Source organism: Bradyrhizobium sp. USDA 4451 (genome assembly GCF_054822585.1).
Genome location: NZ_JBTRCH010000001.1, coordinates 4,888,883 through 4,908,061, shown reverse-complemented (window position 1 = coordinate 4,908,061; position 19,179 = coordinate 4,888,883). Strand labels below are relative to the sequence as shown.

The 19,179-nt window shown below is 63.0% G+C and carries 17 protein-coding genes and 1 pseudogene; 13 read left to right on the top strand and 5 right to left on the bottom strand.

Features of this window, described 5'->3' with window-relative positions; translation table 11 throughout:
- The first annotated feature begins 35 nt into the window (after positions 1 to 35).
- From ACVMB0_RS22455 to ACVMB0_RS22405, 11 genes and pseudogenes are all read left to right on the top strand, one after another.
- Complete coding sequence (locus ACVMB0_RS22455; protein ID WP_461347710.1) at positions 36 to 440, top strand: recombinase family protein; 405 nt, start codon at positions 36 to 38, stop codon at positions 438 to 440.
- 683 nt (positions 441 to 1,123) lie between these two features.
- The gene (locus ACVMB0_RS22450) at positions 1,124 to 1,864 is read left to right on the top strand and encodes a class I SAM-dependent methyltransferase (RefSeq protein ID WP_461347709.1); all 741 of its coding nucleotides are present in this window, start codon (positions 1,124 to 1,126) and stop codon (positions 1,862 to 1,864) included.
- Between the two features lie 115 nt (positions 1,865 to 1,979).
- Positions 1,980 to 3,281: an O-antigen ligase family protein gene (locus tag ACVMB0_RS22445; protein WP_461347708.1), complete on the top strand. Its 1,302-nt coding sequence runs from the start codon at positions 1,980 to 1,982 to the stop codon at positions 3,279 to 3,281.
- 156 nt (positions 3,282 to 3,437) lie between these two features.
- A pseudogene (locus ACVMB0_RS22440) lies at positions 3,438 to 5,103 on the top strand (GMC family oxidoreductase).
- Between the two features lie 49 nt (positions 5,104 to 5,152).
- On the top strand, positions 5,153 to 6,319 hold the full coding sequence (locus tag ACVMB0_RS22435; protein ID WP_461347707.1) for a glycosyltransferase: 1,167 nt from the start codon (positions 5,153 to 5,155) through the stop codon (positions 6,317 to 6,319).
- A gap of 210 nt (positions 6,320 to 6,529) precedes the next feature.
- Positions 6,530 to 7,135: a D-sedoheptulose-7-phosphate isomerase gene (locus tag ACVMB0_RS22430; protein WP_461347706.1), complete on the top strand. Its 606-nt coding sequence runs from the start codon at positions 6,530 to 6,532 to the stop codon at positions 7,133 to 7,135.
- On the top strand, positions 7,135 to 8,388 hold the full coding sequence (locus ACVMB0_RS22425; protein WP_461347705.1) for an HAD-IIIA family hydrolase: 1,254 nt from the start codon (positions 7,135 to 7,137) through the stop codon (positions 8,386 to 8,388). Before ACVMB0_RS22430 ends, ACVMB0_RS22425 begins: the two co-directional genes overlap by 1 nt.
- A complete protein-coding gene (locus tag ACVMB0_RS22420) occupies positions 8,381 to 9,448 on the top strand; it encodes an NAD-dependent epimerase/dehydratase family protein (RefSeq protein ID WP_461347704.1) in 1,068 nt (355 codons plus the stop codon). Before ACVMB0_RS22425 ends, ACVMB0_RS22420 begins: the two co-directional genes overlap by 8 nt.
- Before the next feature lie 130 nt (positions 9,449 to 9,578).
- The gene (locus tag ACVMB0_RS22415) at positions 9,579 to 10,559 is read left to right on the top strand and encodes a GHMP family kinase ATP-binding protein (RefSeq protein ID WP_461347703.1); all 981 of its coding nucleotides are present in this window, start codon (positions 9,579 to 9,581) and stop codon (positions 10,557 to 10,559) included.
- 20 nt (positions 10,560 to 10,579) lie between these two features.
- Entirely contained in the window at positions 10,580 to 11,143 is a 564-nt protein-coding gene (gene rfbC / locus ACVMB0_RS22410) for a dTDP-4-dehydrorhamnose 3,5-epimerase (RefSeq protein WP_456755532.1), read from the top strand.
- A 5-nt stretch (positions 11,144 to 11,148) separates the two neighbouring features.
- Positions 11,149 to 12,474, top strand: a complete 1,326-nt coding sequence (locus ACVMB0_RS22405; RefSeq protein WP_461347702.1) for an NAD(P)H-dependent oxidoreductase — start codon at positions 11,149 to 11,151, stop codon at positions 12,472 to 12,474.
- A gap of 72 nt (positions 12,475 to 12,546) precedes the next feature.
- Here ACVMB0_RS22405 and ACVMB0_RS22400 read toward each other — a convergent pair whose 3' ends face one another.
- Positions 12,547 to 12,756, bottom strand: coding sequence for a hypothetical protein (locus ACVMB0_RS22400; RefSeq protein ID WP_456755534.1), 210 nt, complete (start codon positions 12,754 to 12,756; stop codon positions 12,547 to 12,549).
- Positions 12,757 to 12,870: 114 nt separating this feature from the next.
- The gene (gene dinB / locus ACVMB0_RS22395) at positions 12,871 to 14,118 is read right to left on the bottom strand and encodes a DNA polymerase IV (RefSeq protein WP_461347701.1); all 1,248 of its coding nucleotides are present in this window, start codon (positions 14,116 to 14,118) and stop codon (positions 12,871 to 12,873) included.
- 249 nt (positions 14,119 to 14,367) lie between these two features.
- Between dinB and ACVMB0_RS22390 the strand changes: the two genes are divergently transcribed.
- Entirely contained in the window at positions 14,368 to 14,712 is a 345-nt protein-coding gene (locus tag ACVMB0_RS22390; RefSeq protein ID WP_461347700.1) for a hypothetical protein, read from the top strand.
- A gap of 279 nt (positions 14,713 to 14,991) precedes the next feature.
- Entirely contained in the window at positions 14,992 to 16,044 is a 1,053-nt protein-coding gene (locus ACVMB0_RS22385; RefSeq protein ID WP_461347699.1) for a hypothetical protein, read from the top strand.
- A gap of 98 nt (positions 16,045 to 16,142) precedes the next feature.
- On the opposite strand, the gene ACVMB0_RS22380 is transcribed toward ACVMB0_RS22385, so the two are convergent.
- The 3 genes from ACVMB0_RS22380 to ACVMB0_RS22370 all read right to left on the bottom strand — a co-directional run bounded on the left by ACVMB0_RS22380 (position 16,143) and on the right by ACVMB0_RS22370 (position 18,839).
- Positions 16,143 to 16,679, bottom strand: coding sequence for a tetratricopeptide repeat protein (locus tag ACVMB0_RS22380; protein ID WP_456755538.1), 537 nt, complete (start codon positions 16,677 to 16,679; stop codon positions 16,143 to 16,145).
- Positions 16,680 to 16,802: 123 nt separating this feature from the next.
- The gene (locus ACVMB0_RS22375; protein ID WP_461347698.1) at positions 16,803 to 17,189 is read right to left on the bottom strand and encodes a hypothetical protein; all 387 of its coding nucleotides are present in this window, start codon (positions 17,187 to 17,189) and stop codon (positions 16,803 to 16,805) included.
- A gap of 12 nt (positions 17,190 to 17,201) precedes the next feature.
- Entirely contained in the window at positions 17,202 to 18,839 is a 1,638-nt protein-coding gene (locus tag ACVMB0_RS22370; RefSeq protein ID WP_461347697.1) for a type II and III secretion system protein family protein, read from the bottom strand.
- Between the last annotated feature and the right edge of the window lie 340 nt (positions 18,840 to 19,179).

Here is a 19,179-nt window from a genome sequence, read left to right as displayed (position 1 = left end):
CTGCTTGAGCCAGGTGACAGCTAGGAGGAAAGCCTGTGATCGTGAGCTATTGTCGCGTTGGCCCACTCGAATCCATCGAGCGACTTGACGCCCAGAAGCGCGACCTGGCCGCGCTCGGGGCGCAAGAGCACTTTTGCGAGAAGGCCAGCGTCTTCGGAAAGATGCCGGAGCTGGAGCGTGCGATCGAGGTCACCCGCAAAGGGGACGTGATAGCGATCACGAAACCCTATCGCGTGGCACATTCGACCCGCGGCGTGCTGGCGCTCATCGAGCGGCTGGGCCGCAAGGGCGTCGGCCTTCGCATCCTCGGCACGCCGATCGACACGAGTACCACGACCGGACGGATGATCCTCGGATCGGCGCCGCTTTGGTCGCTTGGCGCTTCCCCGCTGCGGTCCGTGCTGTGGGATCTGAGCATCGGCTGGTGGCGCGGACGATGACGGCCGCTTCGGCGTGCGGCGGGACGCCACGCAAGACGCCGCCGCCTTGGATTTCTGTTCTGACGGCATGTTCGGCGCATCGGTTCCGGACACTAAGCGTTGCCCGACATCCACCGCGCGACCTCTCCGACTGTGATTGTCGGTCACAAAAGTCTCGATACAGATGTACCCCATACATGCGGGGCGCCCGCCGCTCCCCGGGAAAGCACGTCGCGTCGGCGCGGGGGGACAACTCTGGTGACGATGCAGTACCGAATCCGCAGCGGCGAAGCCCGTACCCCCAGTGAAGTACTTCCGAAAGGCATTCCGATAGCCCGTGTTTCTCGGCAACAGGGGCGTACGCAACCACTAGTCTCGGGCCGTCGGGCCGACAACATGACCACACGAGCACCACCGCGAGCCTGTGCCACGATGTATCGAACCTTCACCAGCGACGATCGGATATCAACAATTTCCGCAAACCAATACCGCGCCGCCGGGCGGGACAATCTGCAAGGCGCGCGAAAGCCGGTCCTGGCTGGAACGAAGTCCAATTGCCCGCTGATGCCGGCTGACGCCATCAGCGGTGGTATCGCGGGAATTGTTGCGTAGGAGAGAGCGGCGCCGCCACGGGCATACGAAGGGTAAACCACCAGATGAATACTCCGATCTGTCCTCAATGCCGGCACCAGGGAGACGCTTGCTTGCACTGGCAGGCGCCCCGCTTCCTGCGCTGCCGCGAATGCGGCACGATCTTCCGTGATCCCTACCCAGACGAGTCGGAGCTTGCGGACTATTACCGCGAAGGATGGAAAGAACCTGAGCAGAACACCGTCGAAACCGGCGCTACGGATGAAGCGGTCGCCCGATGTCTCGTGGATTCACTGACAGATACGCTGGGCGTACGTGGCCTTTCCGGCATGCGCATCCTGGATTTCGGTGCTGGCCGCGGCGCAATGACTTTCGAATTGATGAAGCGCGGCGCCAGGCTCGCCGCTGTCGAACCGTTCGGGTATCAGTTCCTTGCCGAACGTGGCATTGCAGTCTACCGGGATCTTGCAGATCTCCCGGAAGGATCCAGCTTCGACGGGATTGTGTCCCTCGAGGTCATTGAGCACCTTCGTGACCCCGGCCGCGTGCTGGCGGGCTTGTACGAGCGCTTGTCACCGGGCGGCTGGCTCCTGATCACCACTCCGAATGCAGCTGGTTTCCCGGCACGGCTGATGGGTCAGCGTTGGCGCGAAGCTGCAAGGCCGGGTCATATCGTCTTCTTCACTCCCGCAGCGCTCGCCAGGCTCCTGAAGAAGAATGGGTTCAACCGCGTCCAGCGCCAGCGCTGGCATGTCCGGTATCCCGAAGCTTCCCCGTTACGTGCGCTTCTGCACGTCGGCATGCAAAAGCTGGCGATCGACGGAGGTCTGCGTATGGTCGCCTACCGGCCGTAAGCGAGGGATGAATGCCTGACTGATCATGACCACCCCGCTCCCAGTTTCACGTTCTGCAGGCCTGGGTGACCGCTACACCCTCGCGCTCTGCTGCGCCCTGGCAGGATATGCGCTGATGGGAAAGGGTTTCGCCTATTGGGGCTACCGGCCGTTTTTCGTCGGCGAGATCGCCTTCCTGGTCGGGCTCGTTGTGCTGTTGCGATCGGGTTGCCTGGTGGCCGTATTCGCATCCGGACCGAGCCTCCCTCTCGCGGTGGCCATGGGCTGGGTCCTGGTGCGCACCTTTCCTTATCTCAACACCTATGGTGTCGACGCGTTGCGCGACAGCGTAATCCTCGTGTATGGGGGCTTCGCCTTCGTCGTTGCCGCTCTTCTGATCGAAGACTATCGACGCATCGACACGATCATTGGTTACTACCAGAGATTCCTGGATATCTACGTTCCCCTCGTCCCCATCCTGTTTCCGCTCAGCTTCTATTTTGCAGACGAAATACCGACCATACCCGGCACCAGTGTCGGCCTGATCTGGCTCGGCGCCGGCGAGGTCGCGACACACCTTGCAGGCGCCACCGTGTTCGTCCTCGCAGGCTTGCGCAAGCCAACTCCGATCTGGACGGCCTGTCTCATCATGGCCGTGGTGATGGTCAGCGCCGTTAGCCGTGCTGCCGTTCTTGCATTTGCCGTGCCTGTCGTTCTGGCGGCGCTGGTGCTCGGCAAGCTGCGTCCCGTCCTGATCGTCGTCGCGGCCGGCGCAATGCTCCTCGCCACTTCTTACGCGATCGAGATCAGTGTCTCCGGCTACCAGGAAGCCCGCGTCTCGACCGAACGGCGGGTCAGCGTTGCGCAGATCGTCGAGAATATGGCCAGCATCGTCGGCCAGGGAGGCGCCCAGACCGAGGACACCACGCAGTGGCGCGCAAATTGGTGGCGGACCATCGTTGAGAAAACGGTGCATGGACCGTATTTCTGGACCGGCCGCGGATTTGGGGTGAACCTGGCTGTCGAGGACGGGCTCGCGAGGGCCAACAGCGAGCGGCCCCTGCGCAGCCCGCACAGCGCCCATATGACGATCTTGGCGCGCGCGGGGGTGCCGGGGCTTGTGCTGTGGGCAGCTTTTCTCGCCGTTTGGTATGGCACGCTGCTTCGCGCCATGGCGCTGGCCTACAGGCGCGGGCACGCCGAATGGGCCGCGCTGATGCTGTTCATCGCCTGTTACGCCTCATCCTGCATCATCAACGCTTCGTTCGACGTCGCACTCGAGGCTCCGATGCAGGGGATCTGGTTCTGGTGCCTGATCGGCTTCGGCATCGGCACGACGATGATCTATCGCTACCTTCAGGGTTCGGATGAACGCGAAGCACCGGCAACCGGCTCGCCCCTGCCGGCCAGTGCACGCGAAGCGTCGCCGCCTGCCTGAGAGGGGCCTCTGTCATGGTGAGCCGCGTCTGCTCTGAAGCATGCCTGCGGATGACGATCTCAAAAACTCCCCGAAGGGGTAACACCGATGAACCAAGTGGCGCAAAGACCTGTCCGCTAACATCCGCCATGCAGTGGCACCCGTGGGGTAGAAGCAATGTCGGCGGACGCAGAGGTTTTCGACTATGTCATCGTCGGTGCCGGGGCCGCGGGATGCGTCGTGGCCAATCGGCTCGCGGCCACCGAAGCCAGCACTGTCTGCCTGCTCGAGGCGGGCCCGCCCCGACTACAGCGTGTTTCTGCGTGTCCCCGCCGGGGTCTATAAGGCCGCATCCATCCCGAAATACGCATGGCAGTACGAAACGGAGCCGAACCCGGCAACGGCAAACCGCGCCATTCCGATCCCGCAGGGCAAAACGCTCGGTGGCTCGACCGCCATCAACGGAATGAACTACAACCGGGGCCATTCCGACGATTTCGATGGTTGGGCCCGACGCGGCAACCGGGGCTGGGGCTACGCCGACGTGCTGCCGTACTTCAAGAAGACTGAACGAAGAATCGGGACATGCGACACCACGTACCGAGGTATCGAGGGAGCGCTGCCCATCACCGACTGCGATTGGAAACACCCGCTCTGCGATTCATTCATTGAGGCTGCGCACAACCTCGGACTCCCGCACAATTCCGACTACAATGGCGCACGGCAGGCGGGTTTCGGATACTACCAGCGCTACATCGAGAACGGCTGGCGCGTCAGCGCAGCGCGGGCGTTTCTGCGACCCGGCGCCAGGAAGAAGAACCTGGAGATTCGGACCCGAGCCCAGGCCACCGCGGTGCTGTTCGAGGGAAAGCGAGCGGTCGGCGTCCGGTACGCGCAAGGACCTGGCCGTCCCGCCCGTGAAGTGAAAGCACGCCGCGAGGTGATCCTCACCGCGGGCGCTGCGAACACGCCGAAGCTGCTGCAGGTTTCAGGCGTCGGTTCACCGGCATTGCTCGCCGACCTGGGGGTTCCGCTCCTACATGAGCTGCCTGGCGTCGGCCAGAACCTGCAAGACCATTACATGATCCATTTCATCGTCCGGGTGAAGGGCAAGACGGTCAGCGGGCACGGCTTGAGTCTGCTTCGGGAAGGCGCCAAATGGGTCCTCGGCCGTCCGAGCATTCTCGCCCTCGGCCCGTCTCTCGTGTACGGCTTCGCCAATTCGCGCGATCTCTGCTCTACTCCGGACGTTCAAATCGACGTTGCCATCGGGAATTATTCCAATCTCCGGGAGCGTTTTCCCGTCCTCAAGCCCGGTTTCTATCAGCTGCGGCCGTACAGCACCGGGTTCGTCCGCGCGAGCTCGCCAGATCCGTTCCGGGCCCCGATCATTCAGCCCAACTTTCTCGTGGACGAGAGGGACCAGCGCGTTGCCGTCGACGGCATCCGGATGATGCGGCAGCTGCTCGCCGCCCCCGAGCTTCAGCCTTACTACTACGGAGAGGAATTGCCCGGTCCTTCGGTCTTGAGCGACTCCGAGTGCCTGGAGTTTGCGCGGGAAGCCGGACTGACATCATACCATCCGTGCGGGACATGCCAAATGGGCCCGCAGGACAATCCGGCGTCTGTCGTCGATGATCAATTGCGTGTCCACGGTTTGGAGAGCCTGCGGATAGCCGATGCTTCGATCATGCCCGCCGTGCCCTCGGCCAACACATCCGCGGCCGTCTTCATGATCGCAGAGAAAGCCGCAGACATGATACTTGGACTTCATCCCTTGCCCGCAATGCATTCTGATCCTTCCGACCGAGTCCAGCGTCCTCAGCGCGCCTTGACGGCGTAGATCCGAATCCAGAGGCCAGGCTGGTTAAAGGTAAATGGAGGACCGGTCCTTGAAGAGACGAATCCTCGTTGCTTCCGACTTCAACGCGAAAGATCGAGCCCATTTCGCATCGTCCTACGAGTTCTGCCGTATCGTCACCGAGTGCGATCATGCCGACCTCGTCGCGCCGGGCATCGACAACTACCTGACGAAAAATCTCGGCGGCATTCTGCCCTCTCACGACAGCCAGAGCGTCCAGAGCGACTTCAACAGGCTGGTCAACGGTGTCCGCAAGGGGCTCGGACTGAAGAACGCGCCGACGATCGAGCGGGTCGAGCTGGAGCAGAACTACGACGTCTTCTTTTTCGTGGCCTGGAGCCCGCAAAGTTTCGTTGAGCTCTCGCGCATCCGAAATTGGCGCGGTCGCTGCAAGATCGCCGTGGCGTATCTGATCGAGCTCTGGTCCAGCACGCTCGAGGAGGACCGCCATTACCTGAGACTATTGGACCAGTTCGACCACGTGTTTCTGCTGCACAGCGCAAGCATACCGCGCCTCTCCGCGTACACGGATGCTCCCTGTTCCTTCCTGGCGCCCGCCGTCGACTGCCTGACTGCCACGCCGTATCCGTCGCCCCCCGAACGGGTCATCGATGTCTATTCGATGGGCAATCGCGCGGTGGGACCACATCGGCAATTGGTGGCGCTGGCAGAACGCCGCAACTTCTTTTACCTCTATGACTCGCTTTCGAGCGGCAATTCCCAGGTCAAGGATTGGCGGGAGCACCGACTGCTTCTTGCCAACACCATCAAGCGCACCCGTTACTTCATGGGCTTCAATCCCGCGGCAGTCGCGGGCGCAAACTCGCGCAAGGTCGCCGGCGAACAGGTCCTGCCGTCGCGCCTGTTCGAGGGCGCCGCCGGGGGCGCCGTCATCCTTGGAAACGCGCCGCAGTGCGCCGAGTTCAAGGAGTATTTCGATTGGCCGGATGCGGTGATCGAGGTCTCTCCGCAGACAAACGACATCGCCGCCGTGATCGAGGACCTGGATGCGCAGCCGGAGCGGATAGCGCGCGTGCGCCGAACGAACGCCGTACGCAGCCTGCAGCGGCACGACTGGGTCTACCGCTGGGAGCACATCCTGTCTGCAATCGGAGTGGAGCCGTTGCCGCAGCTCCACGATCGCAAGTCCCGACTCAGCGAAGTCGCAGCCGCCGCCATGTCGCCATTGCCGGCATGACGTACAGCCCGAGATGCCCGTTCTTCCGGTCGTCATGAAAGCGCGGAGATATCCTGCTCGCACTGTGACATTTGCGGCCGCCATCCGGCCTACCCCCAAAGAGTGAATGTCGCGCGGCAAGAACTGGCGTCTAATACACTCAGAGGTTTGAGCCGTTGTTCACCTTGGAGAACCGGGCGTATGCGCACAATTCGGTCTGAATCACCACTTGTGCCGCCGGTGATCACGACACCACCGGAGACGTCAGACGTCATCTCGACGCATTTCGAGAATGTGCGGCGTGTGCTAGCGGAAGTTCAGGTGCACGCGGTCCAGAGACTGGTCGATATTTTCCGTGAGGCCCGCGACCGGGGAGCGTTCATTTACATCGCCGGAAATGGCGGCAGTGCGTCAACCGCCTCTCACTGGGTCAATGACCTTGGCAAGGCCACCAAACGCTCGGGTTGCCGACCGCTGAAGGTCATGTGCCTGTCCGACAACATGTCGTGGTTCTCGGCTCTGTCGAACGATGAAGGTTACGAGCGGGCCTTCTCGGGTCAGCTCGAGAACTTCGCGACGCCGGGCGATGTGCTGACGTGCATTTCCGCGAGCGGCAACTCCGCGAACCTGGTTCGCGCGGTCGAACTCGCGCGAAGGCAGAAGCTCACTACCGTGGCGCTGCTCGGATTTGACGGCGGCGTGCTGCGGGGTCTGGTGGATGAGCCCATGTGCGTCGAGACCGAGAAAGGCAAATACGAGCTCGTCGAGGACGTCCATTCGGCGATCTGTCATGCGGTCACAAGGTGTCTCGTTGCCGACAGACCAGGTTTGAACTGATGGCCGCCCTCGACGGCACTTCTCGCCAGGCTCGCATCGAAGGCCGGATCTACGACCGGCCGACGCAGGCGGTCATCCTGGCCGGTGGCCGCGGCACGCGAATGCAGCCGATTACGAACGATCGGCCCAAGCCGATGGTGCCGGTTCTTGGGCGCCCCTTCCTCGAGTACCAGATCGAGCAATTGCGCGACCAGGGTTTTGAACGTGTCCTGATCCTGCTCGGATATTTGCCCGAGGTCGTACAGAACCATTTCGGCGATGGTCGTGACTGGGGTGTGCACATCGAGTACTCGGTCACGGAGCCCGATCAACTGACCAGCAGCCGAGTGGCGACTGCTCGGCACATGATCGATCCCTGCTTCCTGCTGCTGTACTGCGACAACTACTGGCCGATGCAGATGGAGCGGCTGTGGGCGCGGTTCAGCGAGGCCGGGAAGCCCGCTTTGATCACCGTCTATAACAACAAGGATCGTTACTCCCGGGGCAGCGCCCTGCTCGATCGCGACGGTCATGTCAGCGTGTTCGATCGTTTGCGCACGACCCCCGGACTCCAGCAGGTCGAAATCAGTTACGCGATCCTGACCGACCTCGCCCTCGCGTTGCTGCCGGAGCAGGATATGCTGCTCGAGGAGGCGATCTATACACCGCTCGCTCGACAAGGGCGGCTCACGGCCTATGCGAGCGATCACCGCTATTACAGCGTCGGCTCGCTGGACCGGCTGCCCACGACGGAAGCCTTTATGCGGCGCAAGCCGACCGTGATCCTCGATCGTGACGGGGTGCTCAACCGCAAGCCGCCGCAAGCGCAATACGTGCGGAACTGGAATGAGTGGGCATGGTGCCCGGGCTCTCTCGAAGCACTCCGGCTCCTGCACGACCGCGGCTACCGCACGATCATCGCCTCGAACCAGCCCGGCATTGGCCGCGGCGTCATGAGTGAGGCCGATCTCGAAGCCGTACACGACCGCATGAAGCGAGACGTCGCGCAGGCGGGAGGCCGGATCGACGCGATATACTACTGTCCGCATGGTTGGGAAGACGGCTGCGAGTGCCGCAAGCCGAAGCCCGGTCTGCTTTACCAGGCCCAGCGCGACTTCCACCTCGATCTCACGCGCACGCTGTTCGTCGGCGACGACGAGCGCGACGCTGACGCAGCGGCAGCGGCCGACTGTCCCTTCCAGCGCGTGACCGATGCCTGTTCGCTCCTCGACCTCACCCGGCAAATGCTGAATGGAACCCCGGAATATGCCTGACAACAAGCGCATCCTGATCACGGGCAACGATGGTTATATCGGATCGGTCATGGCGCCCTGGCTTCAGCGCCAGGGCTACGATGTGGTCGGTCTCGACACCGGATATTTCTCTGCCTGCACACTCGGCCCCGACCTCGGCGAGGTCCCGACGATTCGTCAGGACCTGCGCGAGGTTACCGCCAACGAACTCGCCGGTTTCGACGCGGTGATTCACCTGGCGGCGCTCAGCAACGATCCGATCGGAAATTTGAACGAAGCCTGGACGCGGGAGATCAACTCGCAGGGAACGATCCGGCTCGCGAAGCTGGCGAAGCAGGCGGGCGTCCGGCGTTTCATTTTTTCATCCTCCTGCATCATGTACGGGACCTCCGAAGCGGCCGTCGTCGACGAAACTGCGCCGCTCGCGCCGCGCACCGAATACGCCCGCTCCAAGGTCGAAGCGGAGATGGCGCTGCGCGCCCTCGCCGACGATCGCTTCTCTCCGACCTATTGCCGCAACGGGACCGTCTACGGCCTGTCACCGCGGATGCGGTTCGACACCGTCCTCAACGATTTCATGGGCAATGCCTTCACGACAGGCCGCATTGTGATCCAGAGCGACGGTACGCCCTGGCGGCCGGTCGTCCATGTCCAGGACGTTGCGCGTGCGTTTCAGGCGGTGCTCGAGGCACCGTTGGAGAGCGTGCATAACCAGGCCTTCAACGTCGGTGCTGACCAACTCAACCACCAGATCCGCGATCTCGGGCAGATTGCGGCACAAAGCGTTCCCGGTTGCGAACTCGCGAGCGTGCCGCAGCCCGGAGCTGATCAACGCACCTACAAGGCGGATTTTGCCAAGTTCAAGCGAACCTTTCCGGAATTCAGCTTCCGATGGACGGCGACGGACGGAGCGAGGGAGCTCTATACCGCATTCCAGAGCATCGGCCTGAAGCATGGTGCATTCAAGGACAAGCGTTTTACGCGTCTGAGCTGGTTGCGGCATCTGCTCGACAGCGGAACGATCGACGAGTCGCTCAGGTGGACGGAGATCCGTGCCAACGTGAGCCGAATTCGAGCCTAAGTGTCGACAGGTCAGGAGGCCGAGCGCAGTGGAAACTCTATCGACGCGGGAACTCGATCGTGCATCCGTTGTCCCGAACACGGAGTGGCTCAGACCGGCTTACGCCAGCTGGCGTCCGACCGATATCGTCATGACACGGACCCCGCTGCGCATCAGCTTCGCAGGTGGCGGCACGGATTTGCCGGAATTCTACGAGGTTGAGGAAGGCGCCGTCCTGAGCGCGGCCGTCGACAAATACGTCTACGTGACCGTGAAGCGCCACAGCGACCTCTTCAACGAGCCGATCCGGCTCAACTACTCACGCACCGAGCAGGTCAATACGATCGAGGAGATCGACAACAACATTGCGCGTGAGTGCCTCAAGTTTCTCAACATCGAGCCTCCGATCTTCATCAGCACCGTCGCCGACATGCCGGCGTCCACCGGCATGGGCGGATCGAGCGCCTTCGCAGTTGGATTGCTCCACGCGCTCCATGCCTTCCGCGGCGAGCGCGTCACCGCCGGCCAACTGGCCGAGGAGGCCTGCCACATCGAGATGGAAGTGCTCAAGGAGCCGATCGGCAAGCAGGACCAATACGCCGCCGCGTTCGGCGGCCTCAATCTGCTCCGGTTCGGACGCGGCGGCCGCGTCACGGTCGAGCCGCAGCCGGCCCGAAGCGGTTCTGTCGCCTACCTGTTCAGCAACATCATGATGTTCTGGACCGGCCATCAGCGCCCTGCCGCCTCGGTACTCACCGAGCAGCGAAGCAACACGTCACGAAACCTGGACGTTCTGCGGCGCATGCGCAACGACGCCTTCGAGTTTCGTTCCATCTGCTCCGGTCAACAGATCGCGCTCGAGCAGGTGGGCGAAGCTCTTCACCGCGGCTGGACGCTGAAGCGGGGTCTCGCCTCCAAGATCACCACCTCGGAGATCGATGACTATTATACGCGGGCCCTCGAAGCGGGCGCCGAAGGTGGCAAGCTGTGCGGTGCCGGCGGCGGCGGCTTCCTCATGTTCATCGTGAAGCCGGAGAAACGCGAGCGGGTGCGTCAGGCGCTCTCGGAGCTCCCTTTGGTGTCGCTTGGCTACGAGGTACACGGCTCGCGCGTGCTTTGCCCGGCCGGGTGACCCTGGCCTTGGAGAATTCGATGATTTTCAAGACCACCGAAATTAAGGGCGCTTGCACGGTAGAGCTGGAAAAGCGAGCCGACAGCCGCGGGTTTTTTGCCCGCGGCTGGTGCAGCCAGGAGTTCGACGATCACGGCCTGCCCAACCGGATCGCCCAGATGAACATCTCCTTCAACCGCCAAAAGCATACGTTGCGCGGCTTCCATTACCAGGTCGCGCCCTATCAGGAGGACAAGCTCCTGCGCTGCGTTCGCGGCGCGGTCCATGACGTGCTGATCGATCTGAGGCCCGACTCGCCGACGTTCATGCATCACATCACGGTTGAGCTCAGTGCCGAAAACTACCGCATGCTCCTCGTCCCGAAGGGATGCGCGAACGCCTTTCTGACGCTCGCGGACGAGACCGAGGTCACGTATCTCGTATCCGAATTCTACACGCCGACCGCCGAGCGCGGCGTGCGCTGGAACGATCCGGCGTTTCGCATCAAGTGGCCCGCCGAGCCCGCCGTCATCTCGGAAAAGGACTGCAGCTGGCCTGATTTCGTGGACGAGCACCGGCTCGTCGCGACTGCCGATGAGGGGTAGATAGCATGTTCATCGTCGACCGCGAGCTCGAGCGGCTGCAACGCACCGGCACCCCGATCAGGGTGGGAATGGTGGGCGCCGGGTTCATGGCCAAGGGTATCGCGCGCCAGATGCTGCAGTACACCAAGGGCATCGAACTCGCTGCGATCTGCAACCGTCACCTCGATGAGGCCCGCAAGGCCTACGCGGAATCCGGTGAGAGCAACGTCACGCAAGTGCGCCGCGTGGACGAACTCGACGACTGCATCACCCGGGGCCGGCGCGCGATCACCGACGACCCAATGCTTCTTTGCAACGCTGACGGGATCGATGTGATTCTGGAGGTCACCGGCACGATCGAATTCGCGGCCGGCGTGGTGATGCAGGCGATCGCCCGAACCAAGCATGTCGTCATGATGAATGCCGAACTGGACGGCACTCTCGGCCCGATCCTGAAGACGTATGCCGACCGCACCGGGGTCGTCATCACCAACACGGAAGGTGACCAGCCAGGCGTCATCATGAATCTGTATCGGTGGGTGAAGGGACTGGGTATCAGGCCTGTGCTGTGCGGGAACATCAAGGGTCTGCACGATCCCTACCGCAATCCCACGACCCAGGAAGGGTTTGCCAGAAAATGGGGGATGAAGGCCCCGATGGTCACGTCTTTCGCTGACGGCACCAAGATATCCTTCGAGAACGCGATCGTTGCCAATGCAACGGGCATGCGGGTCGCGCGGCGCGGAATGCACGGTCCGGTCGTCGAGGCCGGCACCCCGATCCAGGAAGCGGTCAACTGGTACCCGGTCGATGAGCTTCTCGACGGTCCCGGCATCGTGGATTATTGCGTGGGAGCGATGCCAAACCCGGGCATATTCGTGCTTGGGACGACGAACGATGCGGTCGAGAAGCACTATTTGTCGCTCTACAAGATGGGAGCAGGCCCCCTCTACTGCTTCTACTGGCCCTATCATCTTTGTCACTTTGAGGTCCCGTTCACGGTTGCACGCGCGGCGATCTTCAAGGATGCAGCCATCACTCCGCTCGGCGCGCCGTGTGTCGATGTGGTCGCAGCCGCAAAGAGGGATCTCAGGGCTGGCGAAGTCCTCGACGGGCTTGGCCACTACATGACCTACGGCTTGTGCGAGAATGCGCAGGTCGCTCACGCCGAGCACCTTCTTCCGATCGGCCTAGCCGAAGGTTGCCGTCTTCGGCGGAACATTGCGCGAGACCACGTGCTCGCGTATGACGACGTCGAGATTCCGGCAGGCCGAATCTGCGACGCGCTGCGCCAGGAGCAAGACACCGTCTTCTTCGGCAGGCCGTCATTCATACGCCCTGCGGCTGCCTAAGGCGGCGTCATCGCGCGTTAGCCTGTTGTCGAATCTCCTCGGAAAACCGCTTCGCACTTTTCTGGATCACGCTTAGGTCAACATCGATATGATGGATTGAAGCTGATCGGATGCGGCCGTCACGAGCCCGTCGAACGACGTCTGACCGTGGGCCGCGGCTCGCAAGATGGATTCGGCAACGTGGGCCTTCAGACCGAACACGGATTGATCGGCCGGCACGCTTGCCATGACCGTATCCAACGCATCCCGCATCGTCTGGATCAGTTCGGAGCTGTACTTCATGGCTATCCTCCGCAGCGTCAGAATAGACCGCATGCGCGAGGCCACCACTCACAACGGCGCGATTCCGGATTGCCTTTTCTTAATGCGATGACCCGATCGTGAATCGGTAGCAGGTTATAGCTCCTTCTCGGCAAGTGCGCGAAACGCATCAGGCACCGACCGAACCGCCTCCAGCGCGACTGAGCCGTATCCGATTGCCTCCCAGCCGAAGCGGTCGCGGATCTTGTCGATCGCGCAGTCCGCCGCCCAGCGCGCGATGCCTGCTGGACTTCCGGGGCGGAGCGCGTCATCGGCCAATCCGAGCGGAAGCTCCAGCGCAAGGTCCCAATGCTGCTCGAGATGCGAGACCGAGATCGCCAACAGCGAAATGATCCTCTCACGGGGATGATCGGCAAGCGTTGCACGCACCAGGTTCTCGGCGAGCCGCGCCAGGATCACCGTCGTGCACACCGGCGCGTCGAGCGTGATCGCGCGCGTCACCGATTTCATGTCGGCGAAGCGCACCCGCACCGTCACGGTTCGTCCGGGCCGCGATTTCGCCCGCAGCCGCGTGGCGACGCGGTCCGCGAGATGCAGCAGCGTCGGCCTGATGACCTGCATGGTCGCGGGCTTGCGGCCGAGCGCCGATTGTGCCCCCGCCGATCGCGCGCGCCGATGAGGTACGAGCTTTCGCGGATCGCGATTGCAGGCCAGCGCGGCGAGCTTCTCGCCTGCCGCCGGACCGAGCAACCGCGTCAGCGAACGTTCCGACAATGTGGCGAGTTGACCGATCGTCGCAACGCCGATCGCGTCCAGCCGTGCCCGGGTCACCGGCCCAACGCCCCACATCAACTCGACCGGCAATTCGTGAAGGAAGCTGAGCTCCGCGTCGGGATCGACGACGACAAGGCCGTCGGGCTTTGCGACCTGGGAAGCGATCTTCGCCAGATGTTTGGTGCGCGCGACGCCCACCGAGATCGGAAGGCCGAGTTCGGCGCGCACGCGCCGCCGGATCGTCGCTGCGATGTCCGCCGGTGTTCCGAACAGATGCGTGCAGCCGGCAACGTCGGCGAAGGCTTCGTCGATCGATATGCGCTCGACCAGCGGCGTGAAATCGCCGAGCACCTCGATGGCCGCGTCGCCCAGCCGCTCGTAATCCCTGAAATGGCCGTCGACAAAAATCAGCTGCGGGCACAGTTCGCGCGCGTCCCGTCCCGACATGCCGCCGCGGACGCCGAAGGCCTTGGCCTCATAGGAGGCCGCAAGCACCACCCCGCCCCCGACGGCGATCGGCTTGCCGCGCAGCGACGGATCAAGCAGCTGCTCCACCGAGGCGTAAAATGCATCGAGGTCCGCGTGCAGAATGGTGGCTGCGGCTGCCATCTCGACCTGCTTGTGCTCGCCCCGACCAAAAGAACAAAATAAGAACAAATCGAAATCCAGTCAACGTGGAATTTGTCCTCCCTTCGCGTGCGCTCGCCGCGCGAAGCAATCGGCCGGCCTGTCCTTCGGCAGGCTTCCCTCCGCCGACGCCGACTCGGCTCGCTGGAGATCGAGACCGTTGGCCGCGGCAATCGAAGCGAATCATGCGAGCCGCGGCGGCAGTCGTTCGACCAGTCGCAACGACACACAATGCGCGGACTGCCGCAGCAATTCGCTCGCTTGCCGGCGTGCGTTGACGGGCAGGCTTTTTCAGGTAGATATCCTGGAATGACCGACCACTCTCATCAGGTGGACTTCCAGGCTGCGGCCACCCTTTACAAATGGCCCTCTCTCAACAACGCCAGGCGAGAGGATCGCGCACCCTATATGGTCGCCAACGCAACGCTCGACCAATGCATTCGCGACTTCATGGGCAAGCCCGAGAAGACGCGGCATCTCTACGAGATTCGGACCAAGGCGCAACCTCCGCTCGTCCCCGATGTGCTGTCACCCGAGCACGTGATCGAGCTCTCAAGGCTTCGCGAATTTCTCTGAACAGCTTGCGCGCCCCCGATCGTGACGCGTCGCGTTGGCGGGCAGACTTATCCATCGGTCGTACGCCTGGGGCCGGATTGTTTGCCCCTCGGGGAGCCGTTACACTTCGCTTGACTCTCTGACTGACCGACACCGGCAGGGGAGACCGCCGGCTGCACGACCGGCTGATGGGGCATCGACAGGCGCCACATGAGATTCAATCTGGCGATCTTGAGTGTGCTGGCTGCAAGACCGGAACAGCGGATCCCGCTCGAGGAGGTCAGTCGCGAGGTCAAGCGCATGATCGCGGCGGGCGACGCAGCCACGAAGTTGAAGCGATCGTCCGAGCTCGGCGACGCCGACGTGTTCCAATCCGGATGGGCTTCGATCAATGAGGCCGGGTTGCAGATCACGGAGGCCGGGCTTGCGCTATGGAGCTCGCTTGCAGCGTCCCGCGCCGAGCAGGAGCTTAACGCGCAAGAACTCGGTAAACAGGAGCTCGGCGAATGGCAGAGCGAGCGCCTTGAGGCCGTTGCTGCCGACACGCCCGATGCGATCAGCGATGCTGGTGTCGACCAGCCCGACGACATCGATCGCCAACTCGTGCACGCCAGAGATGACGGCCAGGCCGAGCGCACGACCTCGAACGCCGGCGGCTCGGCCGCATCGCTCGATCTCTCCGCGCAAGGCCCGATCGTGCTCGAACCGGCCTTCGGCTCGATCCACGCTGCGGGCCCCAACGATTCCCGGCTCTCGCGACTCATGACATTGCTCGGCAGCAGCATGCCGCGATTTGCTCGGGCACGGCGCCGGCGTTCGGCGGGCGGCGTAGAGGATCGGACAACGGCCAATCGCATCGGGGTGACGGGACTTGCCGTTGCATGTCTCAGCCTGATTTCGGTCGTTGCCTGCGTTGCCGCAGCGATTGCGCTCGGTCAGAACTCCACCCTGAAATCCGAGATCGTCATGCTGCGGCGGGAGCTCGTGCCGCTGCGGGAGCGCCTCGCCAAGCTCGAGCAGGACGCAGCCAGGCGCGAAGCCGCGCAACAGGAAGAAGCGCAGCAGAAAGCCGAGACAGAAAAGCGAGCGGCGATCAGCGAGCAGACCGCACTCAGTCTCTCGCGGGAAGAGACTCAATTGATCAGGGAGTACATCAAGGCAGCGCCTTCGGCCGGCGCGGGCGGGCCGCCGATCAACGTCGGCGATCCCGCGAGCGGCGGAATGATTCCGCTGCCGTCGCCGCTGACCGAAAAGATTCCGCGACTCGTCGGTGCGAGATTTGCCATCCGCAACGGCGCCATCATCATCAGCACAAGAAACAGCCGCCGCGTCGATGCCGTGCTGACGAACTAGATCGCGGCGAGGTCGGGTCGCAGGGGCGAGCTACCAAAATGGCGAAAACAACCCCATGCAAAGGAGTCGGCGGCCCCATCAAAGGTAATATTGCACCGCTACGGCTGATTGTTCGGCGGGCGCTCGATGAACTTGCGGCTGCCGTTGAGCAGTTCGAGGTTGTTGGCGATCACCGGGTTGCCCGGATCGAGCGAGTACGCCTTCTCGAACTTGCGCCGCGCGCCGCTGAGATTGCCGCGCAGCATGAGGGAATAGCCCTGGTCGTTGAGGATCTGGACGGTCTCGCCGCCGATCCGGATCGCCTGCGCATAGGCCTGATCGGCAAGATCGAAGCGGCGGATCTTGTCGTAGCTCGCGGCGAGCCCGACCCAGGCCGTGACGTCCTTCGGCGCCTTCTCGACCGCATCCTTGAAATAGCGCTGGGCGATACCGTAATTGCCGCGGTTGTAGTGCTCGAGCCCCAGCCGCACCGGCTCGTCGGAGGGATAATATTTGACGTCGGTCGGCTCCTGCACGGGGTCCCCACCGGGCGGATCCACCGGAGCGACGATCGCGGCCTCGCGGGTCGTGTAGTCACAGGCACCAAGGCCGGTCGCCAGGCCGCAACAGATCAACGCCGGCGCGAGACGACGCAATCCTCGTCCCGTTCCCCAAGTCCAGCGCATCTCTTGCCCCATTCGAAACATCATCGCGAAACTACCTAACAAAACAGACAGCACGACCGAAATGTCGAGGCCAACAGATCTAATGTTGCGGCATTATTTCCCATTATTGTTGGTCGTGATACTCTGGTTGATGGTCTGATCCGTAGTAAGAATCTGTTGGGTAGTCACGGGAGGAGGCTGCCCCATCGCCTTGGTCGGATCGCCCATATCGGGAAGCTGATCTACCGGCCGTTTGGTAGCGCCATAGCGGGTGATCGCACCACCCGTCCGCCGCGCGTCATACGCGATCCGACGGTCGCCGACATAGGCCGGCCACGGGTGGATCGTGTGGGTGACCGCGTTGACCTCCTTGGCATTGCCGGCACTCATCGTGATGGTGTCGGAACGCTGGATGTAACGGTCCATCTCGTCATGCCCGTAGACGCCGTAGCAGCCGCCGAGCAGGAGTGGGGCGAGCAGTGCCAAGTATCGGATGGTCATCTCCCGCCTCCCCTAGTTCAGCGTCTTCACGACCGGCTGGTCGACGACCACCGCCGGTGGTGGAGCGCCCACGACCGCGTTGGGCGCGATGATATGGCCATAGGGTCCCTTCACGTCGCCGCCGGAATTGACGTAGTCGTCATAGCGCTTGCGGACTTCCATCTGGCCGTTGAGGAAGAAATCGACATCGTTGGCCGGCAGGCGGGAATCGAGCGGCGATGCCAGCTGCTGGCCGGGCGCCGCCGGCGCGACCAGGCGCGGCGTGACGATAATGACGAGGTCGGTTTCCTGCTGCTGATAGGACTTGCTGCTGAACAGAGTGCCGAGCACCGGCACCGAGCCGATCCAGGGCAGTTGCGATACGCCCTGCGTGTTGCGGGTCTGCAGCAGGCCGGCGATGGCAAAGCTCTGGCCGTCGCGCAGCTCCACTGTTGTGCGCGCGTCGCGGCGGGTCAGCGCCGGGATCGTGGTGCCGGCGATGGTCACTGCGTTGGAGAAATCGAGCTCGCTGACCGAGGGCTCGACGCGCAGGTTGATCACCCCGCGCGAAAGCACGGTCGGCACGAAAGCCAGCTCGACGCCGAACTTCTTGTAGTCGATGGTCACGGTGGGCAGCGCGCCCGCGACCGCCGTCGAGGCGACCGGCACCGGAAACTCGCCGCCGGCCAGGAAGCGCGCAGCATCGCCCGACAGCGTGGTCAAATTCGGCTCCGCAAGTCGACGGGCCAGTCCCTTGGTTTCCAGTGCAGTAATCAGCAGGTCCACCGATGTGCCGTTGCTGGTCCGCAGGACGCTCGTTAACAGGCTTCCAAACGGAGTGGGAGATGCACCGCCGGCGGTGCCAAGCAGTGTGCCCGCCGTACCCAGCAGCGGAAGGGTGCCACCCGGGGCGCCGACGTTTGGCATGCCAACTCGGCCGCTAGCCGTGTTGATTGAATTCGGCCCGCCAGCCCCGCTATTCGCAATATTCGATCCATTGGCGTTTGCGGCATAAAGGTTGACGCCCAACTCGCGCCCAGCATCGCGATTGACCTCGAGGAAGCGTACCTCGAGCATCACCTGCTGCGGTGCCGCAACGCTCATCGCATTTACGACGATGCTGCCCTTGGGAACACTCCCTGTGGCGATCGATAGCGCCCGCTCCGCGGCAACCGCATCGGCGGCCATTCCGCTCAGCACCACTTGGCCTTCGGATGCGGATACGCGAATGCCGCGGGTGCCGGTGCCGGCCTGAATGTTCTGCTGCAGATTGCCGATGTCGACGGTCACCTCGACGTCGAGAATGCCGATCTGCTTCATCCCGGCGTCGAACAGAATGACATTGGTGGTGCCGGGCTGCTTGCCCTGGACATAGATCAAATGGTCGCTCAGCGACTTCACGTCGGCAATGTCAGGCGAGCCGGCGACGATCGAGGAGAACGCCGTGTCGACCCGGAAGGTGCGCGACTTGTTGACCGTCACCTTGACGCGCTGGACGTCTGTCATCTCGCTGACGAAGACGCCGGAGGAGGATGAGGATGATGGCGCTCGCCGATCCGCGGCGGCGGCCGGATCGATGCAATGAAACAGGGCAAGCGCAGCGCCGAACGCCATCGCGCTGAAGGCAACCAGCCCAAGTCCCGCATCGACCGAAACGCGACTTCCCATCATGCCAATCCCCTTCGTCGCGTCTCCGCGACGACCCCCGTAAATCTACGACCCCGGCCCGATCACTCCCGTTCGTGCACCACGCCGCAGAGCTTACAGTTTGTCCGACTACAAATAGTTACTTCACGAATTCCCATTCCCCGGCGCGCCGAGCGAAAGCAAAACGAGCTCGCTCCGGATACCCCCACACGCCAGGCCGCAAATGGCGGCCCGAAGATCATCCCCCGCCACCCGCCCCGATTGCAAGGAAAGAGCCCCTCGGCACCACGGCAAGCCCAGAGAAAACTCAGCGATGTTGCCAGTGCGCACCACTTCCATAGCCCGCTTGGGCTAGTCCCGGCCT